Annotated in this window: 16 protein-coding genes; 6 read left to right on the top strand and 10 right to left on the bottom strand. The window is 51.4% G+C overall.

The features are described 5' to 3' along the window. Window positions 1-45 precede the first annotated feature (45 nt). Genes galE through DFR60_RS03455 form a run of 3 tightly spaced genes read right to left on the bottom strand, consistent with a single transcriptional unit; the run spans window position 46 to window position 3,118 of the window. Window positions 46-1,062: a UDP-glucose 4-epimerase GalE gene (gene galE / locus DFR60_RS03465; protein WP_055653183.1), complete on the bottom strand. Its 1,017-nt coding sequence runs from the start codon at window positions 1,060-1,062 to the stop codon at window positions 46-48. A 20-nt stretch (window positions 1,063-1,082) separates the two neighbouring features. Further along, window positions 1,083-2,189 carry a phosphotransferase enzyme family protein gene (locus DFR60_RS03460; protein ID WP_002605029.1) on the bottom strand — a complete coding sequence of 369 codons (1,107 nt, stop codon included), beginning with the start codon at window positions 2,187-2,189 and terminating at the stop codon, window positions 1,083-1,085. After that, the gene (locus DFR60_RS03455; RefSeq protein ID WP_055653181.1) at window positions 2,189-3,118 is read right to left on the bottom strand and encodes a nucleotidyltransferase family protein; all 930 of its coding nucleotides are present in this window, start codon (window positions 3,116-3,118) and stop codon (window positions 2,189-2,191) included. Before DFR60_RS03455 ends, DFR60_RS03460 begins: the two co-directional genes overlap by 1 nt. A gap of 286 nt (window positions 3,119-3,404) precedes the next feature. Between DFR60_RS03455 and DFR60_RS03450 the strand changes: the two genes are divergently transcribed. Further along, complete coding sequence (locus DFR60_RS03450) at window positions 3,405-4,343, top strand: AraC family transcriptional regulator (protein WP_110321654.1); 939 nt, start codon at window positions 3,405-3,407, stop codon at window positions 4,341-4,343. A gap of 14 nt (window positions 4,344-4,357) precedes the next feature. Here DFR60_RS03450 and DFR60_RS03445 read toward each other — a convergent pair whose 3' ends face one another. The 4 genes from DFR60_RS03445 to DFR60_RS03430 are packed head-to-tail and all read right to left on the bottom strand — an operon-like array spanning window position 4,358 to window position 7,294. Beyond that, on the bottom strand, window positions 4,358-4,966 hold the full coding sequence (locus tag DFR60_RS03445) for an ABC transporter permease (RefSeq protein WP_002605032.1): 609 nt from the start codon (window positions 4,964-4,966) through the stop codon (window positions 4,358-4,360). Next, window positions 4,959-5,732, bottom strand: coding sequence for an ABC transporter ATP-binding protein (locus tag DFR60_RS03440; RefSeq protein WP_110321653.1), 774 nt, complete (start codon window positions 5,730-5,732; stop codon window positions 4,959-4,961). Before DFR60_RS03440 ends, DFR60_RS03445 begins: the two co-directional genes overlap by 8 nt. 15 nt (window positions 5,733-5,747) lie before the next feature. Continuing rightward, window positions 5,748-6,650, bottom strand: a complete 903-nt coding sequence (locus DFR60_RS03435) for a glycine betaine ABC transporter substrate-binding protein (protein WP_110321652.1) — start codon at window positions 6,648-6,650, stop codon at window positions 5,748-5,750. Further along, window positions 6,647-7,294 (bottom strand): ABC transporter permease, encoded by a 648-nt coding sequence (locus DFR60_RS03430; protein ID WP_110322054.1) that lies wholly within the window; start codon window positions 7,292-7,294, stop codon window positions 6,647-6,649. The genes DFR60_RS03435 and DFR60_RS03430 overlap by 4 nt, the downstream gene beginning before the upstream one ends. A gap of 166 nt (window positions 7,295-7,460) precedes the next feature. On the opposite strand from DFR60_RS03430, the gene DFR60_RS03425 reads away from it, so the two are divergent. The 5 genes from DFR60_RS03425 to DFR60_RS30775 are packed head-to-tail and all read left to right on the top strand — an operon-like array spanning window position 7,461 to window position 11,899. Beyond that, a complete protein-coding gene (locus tag DFR60_RS03425; protein ID WP_110321651.1) occupies window positions 7,461-8,465 on the top strand; it encodes a lactonase family protein in 1,005 nt (334 codons plus the stop codon). Between the two features lie 52 nt (window positions 8,466-8,517). After that, window positions 8,518-9,969 (top strand): NADP-dependent phosphogluconate dehydrogenase, encoded by a 1,452-nt coding sequence (gene gnd / locus DFR60_RS03420; protein ID WP_110321650.1) that lies wholly within the window; start codon window positions 8,518-8,520, stop codon window positions 9,967-9,969. Beyond that, window positions 9,959-11,356 (top strand): glucose-6-phosphate dehydrogenase, encoded by a 1,398-nt coding sequence (gene zwf / locus DFR60_RS03415; protein ID WP_110321649.1) that lies wholly within the window; start codon window positions 9,959-9,961, stop codon window positions 11,354-11,356. The genes gnd and zwf overlap by 11 nt, the downstream gene beginning before the upstream one ends. Before the next feature lie 10 nt (window positions 11,357-11,366). Then, window positions 11,367-11,702, top strand: a complete 336-nt coding sequence (locus DFR60_RS30780) for a ribose-5-phosphate isomerase A (RefSeq protein WP_243004970.1) — start codon at window positions 11,367-11,369, stop codon at window positions 11,700-11,702. Between the two features lie 20 nt (window positions 11,703-11,722). Continuing rightward, window positions 11,723-11,899, top strand: coding sequence for a ribose-5-phosphate isomerase A (locus tag DFR60_RS30775; protein WP_243004969.1), 177 nt, complete (start codon window positions 11,723-11,725; stop codon window positions 11,897-11,899). Window positions 11,900-11,921: 22 nt separating this feature from the next. On the opposite strand, the gene DFR60_RS03405 is transcribed toward DFR60_RS30775, so the two are convergent. From DFR60_RS03405 to DFR60_RS03395, 3 genes are read right to left on the bottom strand one after another with little or no spacing between them, the layout of a single operon-like run. Continuing rightward, a complete protein-coding gene (locus tag DFR60_RS03405) occupies window positions 11,922-13,796 on the bottom strand; it encodes a glycoside hydrolase family 2 protein (RefSeq protein WP_110321648.1) in 1,875 nt (624 codons plus the stop codon). Window positions 13,797-13,833: 37 nt separating this feature from the next. Continuing rightward, on the bottom strand, window positions 13,834-14,673 hold the full coding sequence (locus DFR60_RS03400; protein ID WP_002605040.1) for a carbohydrate ABC transporter permease: 840 nt from the start codon (window positions 14,671-14,673) through the stop codon (window positions 13,834-13,836). Continuing rightward, the gene (locus tag DFR60_RS03395; protein ID WP_110322053.1) at window positions 14,657-15,592 is read right to left on the bottom strand and encodes a carbohydrate ABC transporter permease; all 936 of its coding nucleotides are present in this window, start codon (window positions 15,590-15,592) and stop codon (window positions 14,657-14,659) included. The genes DFR60_RS03400 and DFR60_RS03395 overlap by 17 nt, the downstream gene beginning before the upstream one ends. Window positions 15,593-15,608 lie beyond the last annotated feature (16 nt).

The following is a 15,608-nucleotide window of genomic DNA, read 5'->3' as shown; positions in this document are numbered from 1 at the left end:
GGGAATAAATATCCCGGGAAGAATCTCTTCTTCCCGGGATCAATCTTATCTGTATCCGTTCGGATTATTGGACTGCCATCTCCAGGAATCCTCGCACATCTCGTCAATTCCTCTTTCTGCTTCCCAGCCCAGTTCCTTCTTAGCAAGTGCAGCATCCGCGTAGCACTCGGCGATATCACCAGGTCTTCTTGGTTTGATTGCATATGGAATCTGTTTTCCGCAGGCTTTGGAGAATGCCTCGATCATCTGAAGCACGCTGAAGCCCTTGCCGGTTCCCAGATTGTAGATACGTACGTCCGGCTCGGACTGAGCCAGTTTATCGACTGCCTTTACGTGGCCGATGGCCAGATCCACGACGTGAATATAGTCACGGACACCCGTTCCATCCGGTGTATCGTAGTCATTGCCGAATACGCCCACTTCCTTCAGTTTGCCTACGGCAACCTGGGTGATGTATGGAGTTAAATTGTTCGGAATACCTGCCGGATCTTCTCCGATCAGACCGCTCTTATGAGCTCCCACCGGATTGAAGTAGCGGAGTAAAATCACGCTCCATTCCGGATCCGCGGTATGTAAATCAGTCAGAATCTGCTCCAGCATACTCTTCGTCTGGCCGTATGGATTGGTAATCTTTCCCTTCGGGCAGTCCTCGGTGATTGGAACGAACGCCGGGTCTCCGTATACGGTGGCAGAGGAGCTGAAAATGATCTTCTTCACGCCATGGTTTCTCATCACGTCACACAGAACGAGCGTGCCGGTAATATTGTTATGGTAATATTCCAGCGGCTTTGCCACGGATTCGCCTACTGCCTTTAAGCCGGCGAAATGGATCACCGCATCGATTGTCTCTTTGCTGAAGATCTCCTCCATAGCAGCCTTATCCAGTAAATCTGCCTTATAGAAGGTCACGTCTTTTCCTGTAATCTGTTTTACCCGGTTTAAGGATTCCTCTGAAGAGTTGCATAAATTATCGACAACAACGACTTCCTGTCCCTGATTCAACAGCTCCACACATGTATGGCTTCCGATATATCCGGCGCCTCCGGTCACTAAAATTCTCATTTATTTTCCTCCTGATATCCTTAATATTTACACACGATCGCTTCCATATCGGCCCACTTCTTCTCCATGTCGGCAACGAGAGCGAACTGGGTTCTGGTTCTGTCCAGGTTATGATTCTCACGGCTGATACGGAAATACGTGTCACCCTGCAGGAAATCAGTCAGGAAACGCACACCACATTCAAAGGTCATGAGTTTTGCACCCATAGGGAGCATATCGCGCTCCGCCTGGGTTAAGCTGCCCTGGCATCCCTCCAGGAATCCCTTTGTATAGATTTCATACAGCGGAAGGGACAGCGAAACAAGGCTGACATCCGGCTCATCCTCATCGGCTGTATTGGCGCCGAAACGGATGGAGTCGCCGAAATCGAAAATGGACAGTCCCGGCATAATGGTATCCAGATCGATGATGCACAGGGCCTCACCCGTAACATCGTCAATCATGATATTGTTTAACTTCGTATCGTTGTGGGTTACGCGGAGCGGAAGCGTTCCTTCCTTCAGCATGTTCATGGCAGCTCCGGCCTCATCGGCGCGGTCCATGACAAACTTGATCTCCTCTTCCACCAGATGAGCGCGTCCGCACACATCCTCTTCCACCGCCTTCTTAAATGTCTCCAGACGGACCGGTGTGTTATGGAAGTTTACAATCGTCTCCGTCAGCTCTTCTGCCGGATATTCGGCCAGCTGACGCTGGAAATGGCCGAACGCCTTACCGCTCTGATAGAAGTCGTCTGGATTGCGCACCTTGTCAAAGCAGGTGGCGCCAGAGATAAATAAGTAACCTCTCCAGTAATTTCCGTCGCTGTCTGTCACGTAATCTTTGCCGTCTCTGGATTTTACGATGTTTAATGTCTCACGGTACGGATCACCGCCCTGTGCGATGATTTTCTCACGCAGGAAGGAAGTGACGCCGGCGATGTTTCTCATCAGAGACACCGGATCGGTAAAGATTTCATGGTTGATTCTCTGGAGTATGTATAAATGCTCCTTCTCACCGTCTCTGCATACCAGCCGAAACGTGTCATTGATGTGACCGCTTCCGTAACGTTCCCAGGAAATCGGTTCCCCTTCAAAGCTTAAAAGGTCGATGGCCTCTCTGATTTTACCACACTGTGCGTCTCCCATCACGCTTCCTCCCATAATTTTTCTGGATAGAATCCGGCTTCCTTGAGCCCCTTTATGGCGTTCACAACCGTTTCCTTGTCCTCTTTATAAGTAACTCCATACCAGCGGTCAATGCTCTTCAGCACCGTCACGTCGGCTTTCCCCTCTTTTAACAGTTCATCTACCACAAATGGCAGGAAATATTCGCATTTAATCGGATTCTTTGGCAGTTCACGATCTAAGAAGGCGGCAAATCTGGCATCGATCTCCTTTAAAACACTGGCCGTAAAGCCCCACATATTCATGGAAACGATGGTCTCCTCCGGAAGTTCCGTCCAGGTCGCACCGTCATCCTCTGTAAACTCCGCGATGTCGCCGTGCTTTTCGATTCTGGTTCTCTCGTGGATATCCACCAGATGGCTGCTCTCGTCCGTGGTGCAGACACCGCGCGCCACATGTCCGTTCTCCGTCAAAGTGTTATAAAGCTTGTAGCCCACCATGGTGTACTGATACTTTTCGTTGTCTGAATATTCAACCAGCTGGTCATAAATGGATTTAAATGCGCTCTTGCCATAGTAATCATCGGCATTGATCACTGCAAACGGTCCGTCTACCGCATCCTTGCAGCACAGAATCGCATGAGCCGTTCCCCATGGCTTCACACGGCCTTCCGGTACGCTGTAGCCCTCCGGCAGCTTATCGAGCTCCTGGAACACGTATTCCACCTGCACGTATTTCGCCATGCGGTCTCCGATCTGCTCCTTAAACTCTTTTTCGATGGCCTTTTTAATAATGAATACCACCTTCTCGAACCCGGCTTCCACCGCATCGTAAATAGAAAAGTCAATGATCTTGTTACCGTATGGGTCTACCGGGTCAATCTGCTTAAGACCGCCGTAACGGCTCCCCATCCCTGCTGCCATAATTACCAGAACTGGTTTCTTAGTCATCGCAACTACCTCCTTATTTTCAACTCGCCCCGGCAGTCCGTAGTGACTTGATTGCCGAACACGTTTTACTAACTCCAGTATAGTGAATACACAGGAAAATATATTTGCACTATCTGCCATTTTATTTGCATTATCGTACACATTTTACTATTTTACCACAGAATATGATATACTGTAAACACGAAACGGAGTCGTTTCACATTTCACACAGGTACAGCCGGGGCAGGGCGGGAAACAGGGGGTGGCGCGGGCTGTGAATGGTACGTACGTCTGAAAGGAGGCGTTTATGGAATACAAGAGTACGGTGCTCCGGACCAGCGCCGTTGTACGCAAAGTCATTTCCATACACTATTTCGAATATATGAGTAATTTCTCATTTCCGGGTGAGAGTCATGATTTTTGGGAATTTGTCTGTGTGGACAAGGGCGTGATTGACGTAATGGCTGGAGAGAAACGAGTCCCGCTGAAACGTGGAAATATTATCTTCCACAAACCGGGGGAATTCCATAACATCATTACTAACGGAGAAGTGGCGCCGAACCTGGTGGTTATTGGATTTGAGTGTCATTCTCCCTGCATGAAGGCATTTGAGGGGAAAATGCTCACCGTTTCAGAGACGGAGCGGGAGCTGCTGGCAAGAATTATTATAGAAGCCCGCAACGCATTTTCCGGCCGGATGGACGACCCTTATCAGGAAGAACTGGTACGGCAGTCCTCCCCTCTGGCATTCGGGGCGGAGCAGATGATCGCCAACTATCTGGAAGAACTGATCATTCATCTCTACCGCAGATATTTTGAAAATCCGGGACAGTTCGGGCCCCGGCGGCAGCCGGAGGTCCGCATTAAGAGCGACGCCTACAGCCGGATCGTGCGCTACATGGAGGAACACATCGGAGAGTGTCTCTCCATCGATACCATCTGCCACGATACGCTGACAGGGCGTTCCCAGCTCCAGAAGATTTTCCGGGAGGCGCACGGGTGCGGAGTGATCGACTATTTCTCTTCCATGAAGATCGAAACGGCCAAACAGCTGATCCGCGACAATCATTTAAATTTTACCGAGATATCGGACCGGCTCGGCTATACCTCGGTACACTACTTTTCCAGACAGTTTAAGAAGCTGACGGGGATGACGCCTTCCGAGTACGCCACCTCCATACGACGCCTGTCGGAATACAGTTTGTTCGGGAGCCGGAGCCAACCGGAGGACGGCGTGAACAGCTGACCTCGCCCCGCCGTCTAAAGTCTCCTCTCAATCCGCTCCAGCCCTGCATTTAACGCGATAGCCAGACCTGCGGACAACACGGTTCCCCAAAGTATTTTCACCACATTCAGCGTCCGGAGACCGTCAAAAAGGATTGTGCCCAGGCCGCCTGCGTTGATGGTAGCCGCGATCGTGGCGATTCCGGTAGTCGAGACAATGGCGAGGCGGATTCCTGTAAAGATGGACCGTTTTGCCAGAGGCAGACGGATCTTTAACAGGATCTGCATGGTCGTCATCCCCATTCCCGCGGCCGCCTCGATGATGGCGGAATCGACACCATTTAAACCTGCCGTGAAATTGCGCAGGAGCAGGTACTGGTTATAAAGAGTAAGTACAATCAAAGCCGTTTTCGTTCCCAGCCCTGTCACGGGAATCAGCATGGCGAACATGGCCAGACTCGGGATCGAATAGACTACGGAAAACAGATGGACCAGGGCATTTGACACGGTCTTATAATACATGGCACAGACGGTCAGCACGGCCGCCAGCACCAGAGAAAGCACCAGCGTGACGCCGACCAGTACCAGATGCTGCCCCAGCGCCCCATACAGTTTCTCGGGATATTTTAACGCATATTCAATCAATGGTCATCCTCCAGAATTCTTCCTGCTCCCTGGCCGATTGGATCAGGGAGGCCACAAAGTCATCCGCCGGATTCTTCACGATACGGGCGGGAGTATCGAACTGCCTGACCGTTCCCTCATCCATCACAATCACGCGGCTTCCCAGCTTGAACGCCTCGTTGATATCGTGAGTCACGAACAGGAAGGTCCTCTTAAGCCCTCCGTGGATTCGAAGAAGCTCATCCTGCAGCTTCATGCGCGTGATCGCGTCGATCGCTCCGAACGGCTCATCCAAAAGCATAATCTTCGGGTTCACCGCCAGCGCCCGGGCCAGCCCCACACGCTGCTGCTGGCCGCCGGACAGCTGGGATGGATACCGGTGTTTGAACTCCAACGGCAGGAGTCCCACCAGGTTAAGGAGCTCATCCACCCGCTCATCGGTCTGTTTCTTATCCCAGTTAAGCAGTTTGGGAACCACGGAGATGTTATCCGCTATGGTCATGTGGGGAAAAAGACCGATCTGCTGTATGACGTAACCGATCCGTCTGCGCACCTTTACCACATCCACCGTGGATATGTCCTCACCAAACAGAAATATCTTTCCACCTGTTGGCTCATATAAGCGGTTTACCATCTTCAGAAGAGTGGTTTTTCCGCTTCCAGATGATCCGAGAATCGTTATAAACTCGCCCTCTTCGATGGTCAGGCTGACCTGATCCACCGAAGGAAGAGCGGCGTTGTCAAATTGTTTCGTTACATTCTGAAATTCAATGGCAGTCTGAGACATGAGTCCCTCCTCTCCTTATTTAATCGTATCGTAATATTCCTGGGCGACTTCCTCATACTCCCGTTTGTCCACATCAACCTCTGCATTCAGCGCGGTAACCGTATCCGTGTCCAGAGATGCGCTGATCTTATTTAAGATATCCGCAATCTCGGGATTCTTTGCGAGCGTGTCGTCACGGACCACCGGAGCCAGATTATACGGCGGCCACACCTGTTTGTCGTCTTCCAGAAGTATAAACTTGTCCTTCTCTGCCAGCTGCCCTTCCGTCGTATAGGCAGGCGCCACATCGGCTTCTCCATTTAAAAGCACCTCATACTTCAAGCCGCCGTCGTATACACGGCTGGATTTCCAGTCAAAAGCGCCGTACTTATTTTCCAGCGCCGGGAGGCCATCCTCTCTCGCGTCAAATTCCCCCTGAGAGGCGAAGCGCAGTTCCGGAGCATGCTCCTGTAAATCAGAAATGGTGCTGATCCCCAGCTGTTTTGCCACATCCGTCCGGATCACCAGTCCCTGTCCGTCGTTCGCCTTCGAATAATCCAGCCATGTCACGCTGAAACGCTTCTCATATTCATCCTTAACCGTCCGGTATACTTCCTCCGGATCCGTTATCATGTCCATCTGTAAAATTGAAAGCAGACCGGTTCCCGTATACTCCGGATACAGATCAATCTCATTATTAATCAGGGATGTATGAACGACCGATCCCGCGATATCCTGTTTTCTTTCCACCTTATAACCGGCATTCTCCAGGGCCAGCGCATAGATTTCCGAGACCACCAGGCTCTCGGTGAAATCTTTGGAGCCTACCCGGATGGCCTCCCCTCCGGAAGCGGATCCCCCGCACGCGGTCAGTCCTGCCGCCATCACGCCGGCAAGAGCCAGGGCAGCTATTTTCTTGATTCTATTCTGTGTTTTCATATGATTCCTCTCTTTCTCTCTCTTATATTCCTTCTGCGCGGCGCCGTCCGAAGATACGGCGTCAGCATTTTTTCGATCCCATCCAGAATCGCTCCCGATGCAAGGGACAGCAGGGCCACGGAGATGCCTCCCACCAGAAGCAGATCCAGGCGGTTTAAGCCCAGGCCGGTAAATATCAGGCCGCCGAGCCCGCCCGCTCCGATCTTAGCCGCAAGGGCGGCACTGGCCACGATCTCGATCATGGCGGTCTTCACACCGGTCATGATGAGGGGAAATGCCATCGGAAACTTCACGCGGAACATCACCTGCTTTTCTGTCATTCCCAATCCTCTCGCCGTTTCCAGCATAAAATCCGGCACTTCCGTCAACCCTGTAACTGTATTGAGCAGTATGGGCGGAACCGCCAGCAATACCAGCGCTACCAGAGCCGGTTTCACTCCTGTTCCCAGCAATGGAATCAGCAGAATCAGGATCGCCAGGCTGGGAACGATACGCAGGGTCTGAAATGTCCCAACCAGCCATTTTTCCAGCTTTGGAGTGCAGACACAGACATATCCTATGGATATTCCCAGAAGCACAGATATGGCCAGCGCCATGAGACTGATCACCACGTGCTCCCGGAGCACGGTAAGATAGTCTCCCATATGACTGCCAAAATACTCCAAAATAAGTGATATCGTATTAATCTCCTCCTTTCCTATAGAAATTATAGGAAAACCATTGACATTCTTAACTGTAATCATTATAATAACAGCCAGAAACTGTAACTATTTTTATTACACATCTTATTATAAGTCAGGAGGCAAAAGTTTGCAAGTACAAAATGGTTATCTCGGAACATACTTCTCTGCGCAAAGTGACGGTATTTACCGTTTTCAGTTTGATTCTGATACGGGTATCATAACCGGACCGGAATTGTATTATACAGCCCCCGATTCCAAATACCTGTCCCTATATCACGGGCAGCTTGCTTCACCTATCGTAAAAGACGGGAAAGCTGGTGTCTGCCTTCTTGATACCGCAGGAAAGCGCCCGCGGCTGACAGGCGAATTATTCGAGGAGACAGGAAGCGCCTGTTACGTCATTCAGGATGACACATTTATCTATACGGCTAATTACCATGAGGGCAGCATTCTCATTTATCAGAAAGAACCTCACGGCATTACCCTTTACAAACGCTTAGAGGCCGGATATAAAGCGGGCTGCCACCAGATCCTGTTTCACGGCCGCATTATGATGGTTCCCTGCCTTCTTCGTGACCGGATCCTGCTGTTCGATATGGACCGAGACTTTGCCGAAGCCGGTTCCATCACCTTTCCGAAGGGCACCGGTCCAAGACACGGCGTCTTTGACCAGGCTCACAAACGTTTTTTCCTTGTCAGCGAACTCTCCAATGAATTGTTCCTGTACGAGGCCGGAAACGGCCCGCAATTCACTTTAAAGAGCGTACAAAGCCTTCTTCCGGAGGGCAGAGTCTGGTCTCCGGCCGCCATATCCGCGGCCATCCGCCTCTCTCCCGATGAACGCTTTCTCTATCTGTCAACCCGGTACGCGGACCTTATAACCGTTTACCGGCTGCATGGCTTCGAAGCGGAAAAGATTCAGCAGACAGAAAGCGGCGGCGGCTATCCCAGAGATTTCATAATCACCGGTGACAGTAAATATCTGCTGGCAGTCAACCGCTATGAGGGCGGCCTGGTAAGCTTCCGGCTGGATCCAGACACCGGCACGCTTACCGAACTGTGTTCCAGAGTCCCGGCTCCCGAGGCCGTATCCGTGGTCCTGGCTCCTGAGGCCGGGGTTCTGGCGGTCTAAACGAATCGATCACCCATTTTTGACAGCTTTTAAAGAAAGGAACGTACAACCTATGAAAGAAAATTTTAATAAGACAGACCCCACTCCCGAGCTTTTGGACATTGGCCTGATCGGCCTGTCCGTCATGGGGCGCAGCCTCGCCCTGAACATGGCTGATCACGGCTACCTGGTTGCAGGCTATAACCGCAGTCCTGAAGTCACGCAGAAGGTCATGGAAGAACATCCGCATCATAATCTGATCCCCTTTTTCAGTCTGCCGGAACTGGTTTCCGCCCTTAGAAGGCCCAGAAAAATCATGCTGATGATTCAGGCCGGCGCGCCCGTGGATGCCGTGATCGACCAGCTGATTCCGCTTCTGGAGGAAGGTGATTTTATCATGGACGGCGGCAATTCCTATTTTGGAGACACGAACCGCCGCGCGGCGCTGCTGAAAGAAAAGGGGCTGCGCTACCTCGGCGTCGGTATATCCGGAGGGGAGGAAGGCGCGCGGTTCGGCCCTTCCATCATGCCCGGCGGCTCCCGTGAAGCCTATGAATCGGTTCATCAGATCCTCGAAACCATTGCCGCTAAGGCAAAAAATGAACCCTGCTGCGCCTATATCGGCCCCGAGGGCGCCGGACATTACGTAAAAATGGTTCATAACGGCATCGAATACGCCGACATGCAGCTAATCGCCGAATCCTGCCTCCTGCTCAAGTACGCCGGCGGCTACACCAACAGGGAGCTGGCGGACATCTACCGCACCTGGAACGAGGGGGAACTGCACAGTTATCTCATCGGAATCACTTCCGACATTTTCCTCGAAGCCGACGACATGGCTGACGGGGATATCATCGATCATATTCTCGACAGTGCGGGACAGAAGGGAACGGGCCGCTGGGCCAGCATCGAATCCCTGAAACAGGGCGTCGATATCTCCATGATCACCGCTGCCTGCAATGCCCGCGTCATGTCAAACCATCTGGAGCGGCGCCAAAAGGCATCTTCCCTGATCCATGCCCCGGCAGTCACGGCCGTCGAAGACAAGCAGGCTTTTGCAGAAATGGTCCGCGAGGCGCTCTATACGGGTAAAATTATCGCCTACGCACAGGGGTTTTCGCTGATGCAGGATGCTTCCCACCGTTTTGGCTGGAATTTAGACCTCGGCAGCATCGCCTCCATCTTTCGCGCCGGCTGCATTATTCAGGCCGAGTTTTTAAACGACATTACCAAAGCCTTTTTAAAGGATCCGGAGCTGGAGAGTCTGATCTTTGACGATTTCTTCTTATCCCGCATCAACCGGTACCAGGAGAATTTAAGGAAGACCACAGGCCTGGCCGTCTCCTCGGGCCTGCCTGTTCCGGCATTCTTTAACGCAGTTTCGTATTTAGACAGCTTCCGCGCGAAGGCGGCCGGAGCCAATTTGATTCAGGCGCAGCGCGACTTCTTCGGCGCACATACTTTTGAGCGCACTGACAGGAAAGGCATATTCCATCACGAATGGAGGGCCGGCCATGAAGTATGACATCTGCATTACAATCTTCGGCGGGACCGGCGATTTGACCTTCCGCAAGCTGCTTCCGGCTCTGTATACCATGAGCCGGACCAGAAAACTGCCCGCCCGCAGCAAGATCCTTCTGATCGGCCGCCGCGATTACGATACCGCCTCCTATACCGCCCTGGCCCGGGACTGGATCCGCAAATTTTCCCGTCTTCCCTATTCGGAGGAGTCTTTTGAAGACTTCTCCGGGCATCTGGAATATTACCGGATGGATTTTTCCGACGGGACAGCCTATGAAGGACTGGGGCAAGCGTATGAGGCAGTGCAGGCGGCGTCCCATATCTTCTATTTTGCCGTCGCCCCCCGCTTTTTTTCCGTCATTGCAGCTGGACTGAAGACGATTTCAAATTTAAAAGAAGGAAAAATCATTATTGAAAAGCCGTTCGGAGAAACGTTGTCCTCGGCAAAAGAGTTAAACCGGCAGCTGGAATCGTGCTTTGGTCCGGAAAACATCTACCGCATCGACCATTATCTCGGCAAAGAAATGATACGGAACATACAGACAATCCGTTTTTCCAACCCGGTCTTTGCAAATGCCTGGAACGGGAAAATGATCGAGGCGGTGGAAATTTCCGCTCTGGAGGACGTGGGAGTGGAAACCCGCGGGGGCTATTACGATGCCAGCGGAGCCCTCAAGGACATGGTGCAGAACCATCTGTTTCAAATACTTTCCATTCTGGCAATGGAACGCCCCGGCGCATTCACAAGCGAGGAGATGCACGCGCGGCAGCTGGAGGTCTTAAGGGCACTTAAGCCGGTGGCGCCGGAAGATCTGGAGCAGTCCCTCATCCTGGGACAGTACGACGGCTACCGAAGCGAACCTCTGGTATCCCCGGATTCCGGTACGGAAACCTACGCCTGTATGCGGCTCTTTATCGACAATGACCGCTGGAACGGGACGCCCTTCTATATCCGCACCGGCAAGAAGACCGGGCTTCGTGAAACTGAGGTGGCAGTCATTTTCCGCCGCCCCGATCCCGAAACAGAGCCCGATATTCTTCTGATCAAGATTCAGCCGACGGAAGGCATCTATCTCCGGTTCAACATCAAACGGCCGGGCGATTCGGAAGAGGTGATTACCGCCAGCATGGACTTCTGTCAGAACTGTATTTTAGAAAATCAGGTCAATACACCGGAGGCCTACGAACGGCTCCTCACCGCCTGTATCGAAGGCGAACGTTCCTGGTTTTCCCAGTGGGATCAGATCGAGATCAGCTGGAACTACATTGAACAGTTAAAACAGCTTGCGGCCTCCCGGAATCTGCCGCTGCATCCCTATCTCCCCGGAACCCGTGGCCCCAGGGAGGCGGAAACGCTCTTAAACACCTTTGGCCACCATTGGCTGGAATAAGGAGGAATCCATGGTACCATTCACAAAAGAAGAACAGAAAAAAGCCGCGGCCGTCATGGCCGCGGGTGAACTGCGGGATGGTATGGTCATCAGCCTGGGAACCGGCACGACTGTATATTATCTGATACAGGAAATTGCCCGTCTGGTCAGCGAAGGACTCGTCATTCACGCCCTGCCGACCTCAGAGAAGACACGGCTTCTGGCCAGCCAGTTTCGGATACCTCTACTCTCAGCCGACACTGCACCAGCCGCCGATCTGGCCATCGACGGTGTAGACGGCGTGGACAGTAGCTTCTGGTCCGTCAAAGGGGGCGGCGGCGCGCAAACGGCAATATCCCATTTCTGACCGACAACTGGAACTATATTTTGGACCTGTCCGGTGATCCGTCCATGGATTACAGGGAAAAAGCAGCACAGTTAAAATCGCTGACCGGCGTCGTCGAGACCGGTCTGTTTCCGGATTTCTGTGAGAAGATCATCGTTGGCGGGCCGGATGTGGTGCGGGTAGCGGAGAACAACAAAAGAGGCCATCTGATGATATGATGGCCTCTTTCACCATTTACCCCTACTTAACCCGTTCGCCATTTGGCCGGAATATTTCAATTCTTTCTTCTGCCCCGATCCCTTCCACAGGCATGCACCACCGGTCCCCCGGTTTCAGATCCGGAATATCAAACACCTGTGTCCCGATTCTCATCCGGTATCCTTTTACCTCATAGCATGGAAGAGTATCCCTGCATATCAGAGTAATCCCACCCTCCTGGACGGATACCTCTACCGGAGCATACTCTCTTTGCACGGCGTAATAGGAAGGCTTCGCCTCTCCCTTAAGCCCGGCGGAACCATGAACCCGCTTCTTCCATTTTCCTTCACCGTCTTCCCCCATCTGGGTCCGGTAGTCATTCAGGCAGAAATAAATGGTTCCTGCAATGTTCGGATAACTCCTATAGCAGCTCAGTTTTTCCAGAAAAATCTCTTCTCTTCGTTTGTCTCCTCCCGAAAAGGCAGGTTCGCACAGGCCGAACTCAGACGGTATGACCGGTTTATCCGGATTGGCGGCAACAATACGGTCCCATTCCCCATACTGGTCCAGATCTCCGTGCCAGGTTCCGATGTAATCATTGACCATCATGATATCCCCGTGTGCGGTTCCGTCCAGCGCGGGAGCTTTGAAAATTGAGTTAGAGACGTAATTTGCCGGCCTGTCCGGATCCATACGGTGGGTATAAGCCACTGCATCCTTGATGTACTGAATCGTTTCCTCCGCCTGGCCATCCAGCTCATTTCCGACACCCCACGCAAAAACAGAGGGATGATTCCGGTGAGCACTTACCATTTCCTGAAGCTGTTCTTTAAATATTTTCCACTGCTGCTCCCCTGCTATGGAAGGGGTTGCCCCCCAGAAGGGAACCTCCTCCTGCACCAGCATACCATGCCGGTCACACCAGTCATACACCCAATCATCCTGCTGCCAGTGAAAGCGGGTGAGTATACTGTTGGATTCCTTCAGGCAGAGCAGCATTTTTTCAAGCGCTTCTTTGGGTTCTGCCATTCCGCATGCGGGGTCTGAGCCCGGCATCCACTCTGTACCGGTGAGACGGACCGGCTCTCCATTCAGTATAATCTGACTGCCTCTCACATGAATGTCCCGGAAACCGAAGACAATGGACTGCCGGTCTGTAACAGCGTCCTCCGCCTTCAGCACCAGCTTCAGCGTATAGAGGCTGGGACTGTCGAAATGCCAGAATCTTATAGAATCCAGAAGTCTCCCGGAAATCTCTGCCTCGCTTCCCCTGCATACCTCGCAGCCTCCGGTCATCAGGGTCTCTGCACCATCGCAGCCCTCGTACAGCTCCCATTCCAGAGTATGCTGCTCAGACATTCTTCCATTGATTCCGGCCTTTAAGCCAAATACGGCGCTGCCTCCGTCCTGGCGGCAGTCACTTACCGTAATCACAGGCCTGGCCGTCACCTGGGGACTGGTCAGGAAACTTCCGCCCGTAACCAGCAGTTCCACAGGCCGGATCAGACCTCCGTCATTCGCCCAGTCGAAGCTCCTATCATAAGGGAGCATGTCAGGAGAGAAACGATTGTCCGCCTTCACCGAAAGCAGATTCTCCTCCCCGAACTTCAGATAATCCGTAAGTTCTGCCGCAAACGGAGTATAACCGGAGTTCTGGTGGCAGACCACTTCCTCGCCGTTCAGCCAGACACAGGCGTCATGATAGACCGCGTGAAACAGAATCTGTACTCTCTTATTCTTCCAGTCTTCCTCCGGGATAAAGGTATAACGATACCACCCGGTTCCCCAGTAATCCTCTGTCCCTTCCTCCACATTCCACGTATGAGGAACCGACACTTCTGCCGCCTGTTCCGGACAGATCATTTCCTCTCCCAGATTGAATTTCCAGTTTTTCAAGCTTATTCTTTCCAATGCCATAATTTTTGCTCCTTATATTATAATGTTCTGGACGCACCTACCCTTTTACCGCGCCTGCCGCTATTCCTTTGATAAATGTTTTGGAACAGAGGCTGAAGATCACGATCATGGGCAGAACAGACAGCGCCAGTGCGCACATGATGGCGCCATAGTCGCTTCTGAAGGAATTGGACAGGTTATTTACCATCAGCGGAATCGTGAAGAGTTCCTGTTTGTTAATCATGATAACCGGCAGCACGTAATTGTTCCAGGACCATAGAAATACCAGTGTGGAGAGTGTAAGAATCCCCGGCTTTACACAGGGAACAACGAGCCTGAAAAAGATGCCCGGCTCCGAACAGCCGTCCAGCCGTCCCGATTCCAGGAGTTCATCCGGTACCCCGTCACTGATAAACTGAGTCATGAGAAACACGCCCAGCGGATGAGCCGCCCATGCGAAGATCAGCGGAAGCAGCGTACTGGAAAGCCGCAGCGTTCTCATTTCCAGCATGTAGCCGATCAGTGAAATCTGTCCGGGTATCATCATAATAGCCATGACAAACCCAAAGATGATTTTTTTCCCTTTGAAATTGTACTTTGCAAGGGCGAAGCCAATCATTGTGGAAATGAGCACACTGATCGCTACCGAACAGACAGAAACGATGATAGAGTTTAAATACGCCTGAAAATACCCCTTCGAGATGACCATGCGAAGATTATTCAGCAGATAGCTGCTCGGCAGAATCGGCATTGCCTTAAATATATCTTCACTGTAATAGGTACCCATGATAAATACGATGTAGAGCGGGAAAAACATGATCAGTGTCATAAAAATCAGAAGGAGCTGTTTTACAACGGAACCTATACGTCTTCTTGCTTTATTATTCACCTTTCCCATCCTTTCCCCTGCTGAGTCTGAAGCCAACCACAGAAAACAGCATGATTATGACAAACAGTGTGTAGGCCATGGCGGAACCGTAACCCAGTCTGGAATCCTGACTGAATGCGTCATTAAAGAATTTCCATACGGTAGTAAGAGCCGTGTGGCCGGGGCCTCCGGTCTGCCCGTTCCCCAGAGAAGCCCATCCGCTGAATAAAAGCTTAGGTTCCTCGAACATCTGCAGGCCGCCGATCAGAGATGTGATAATTAAGAATCTGGTCGTATTGCGCAGCATGGGCACGGTAATCTTTGTAAATATCTTAAAATTACTGGCTCCATCAACAGCTGCGGCCTCGTATACCTCTGACGAAATGGACGTCATCGCCGCCAGATAAATGGTCATGTAGTATCCCAGATACCGCCACACAATCATGATTACTATAATTACTTTAGAAGCGATCTCACTTCCAAGCCAGAAAAACGGTTCGTTTAAAGCCCCCAGCCAGATCAACAGTTTATTTACGTATCCCGACTGCCAGTCGAATAAGTAAGAAAAGATGAAGCCGATTGCCACAGGCGTTGTAATATACGGGAAAAAATTTACGGTTTGATAGATTCTCTTGCCCCGCCCAATATCAAAGAGAAGATAGGCAACGCCTAAGCCAAGCAGCACGGTAATGGGAGTGGAAAACGCCATTAAAATAATTGTATTTCCAAGAGATTTGAGAAACAGAGGGTCTTTGGTAAACAGATCCAGGTAATTCTTTATTCCCACAAAGGTCTTTGTCCCAAAACCATTCCAGTCATAAAAGCTGATTTTCAAAGAATACAGCATGGGAAACATGCTAAACAGAAAATAGGCAGACAGAAAGGGAAGGCAAAATAGATAAGGCCATTTACCCGCTTTATGCAGGGCACTTTTTTTCTTTTTATTCATGATTGGCTCCAATCTG

Source organism: Hungatella effluvii (assembly GCF_003201875.1).
In the GTDB taxonomy this organism is placed as follows: domain Bacteria; phylum Bacillota; class Clostridia; order Lachnospirales; family Lachnospiraceae; genus Hungatella; species Hungatella effluvii.
This window is presented reverse-complemented; position numbering and strand designations above follow the sequence as displayed.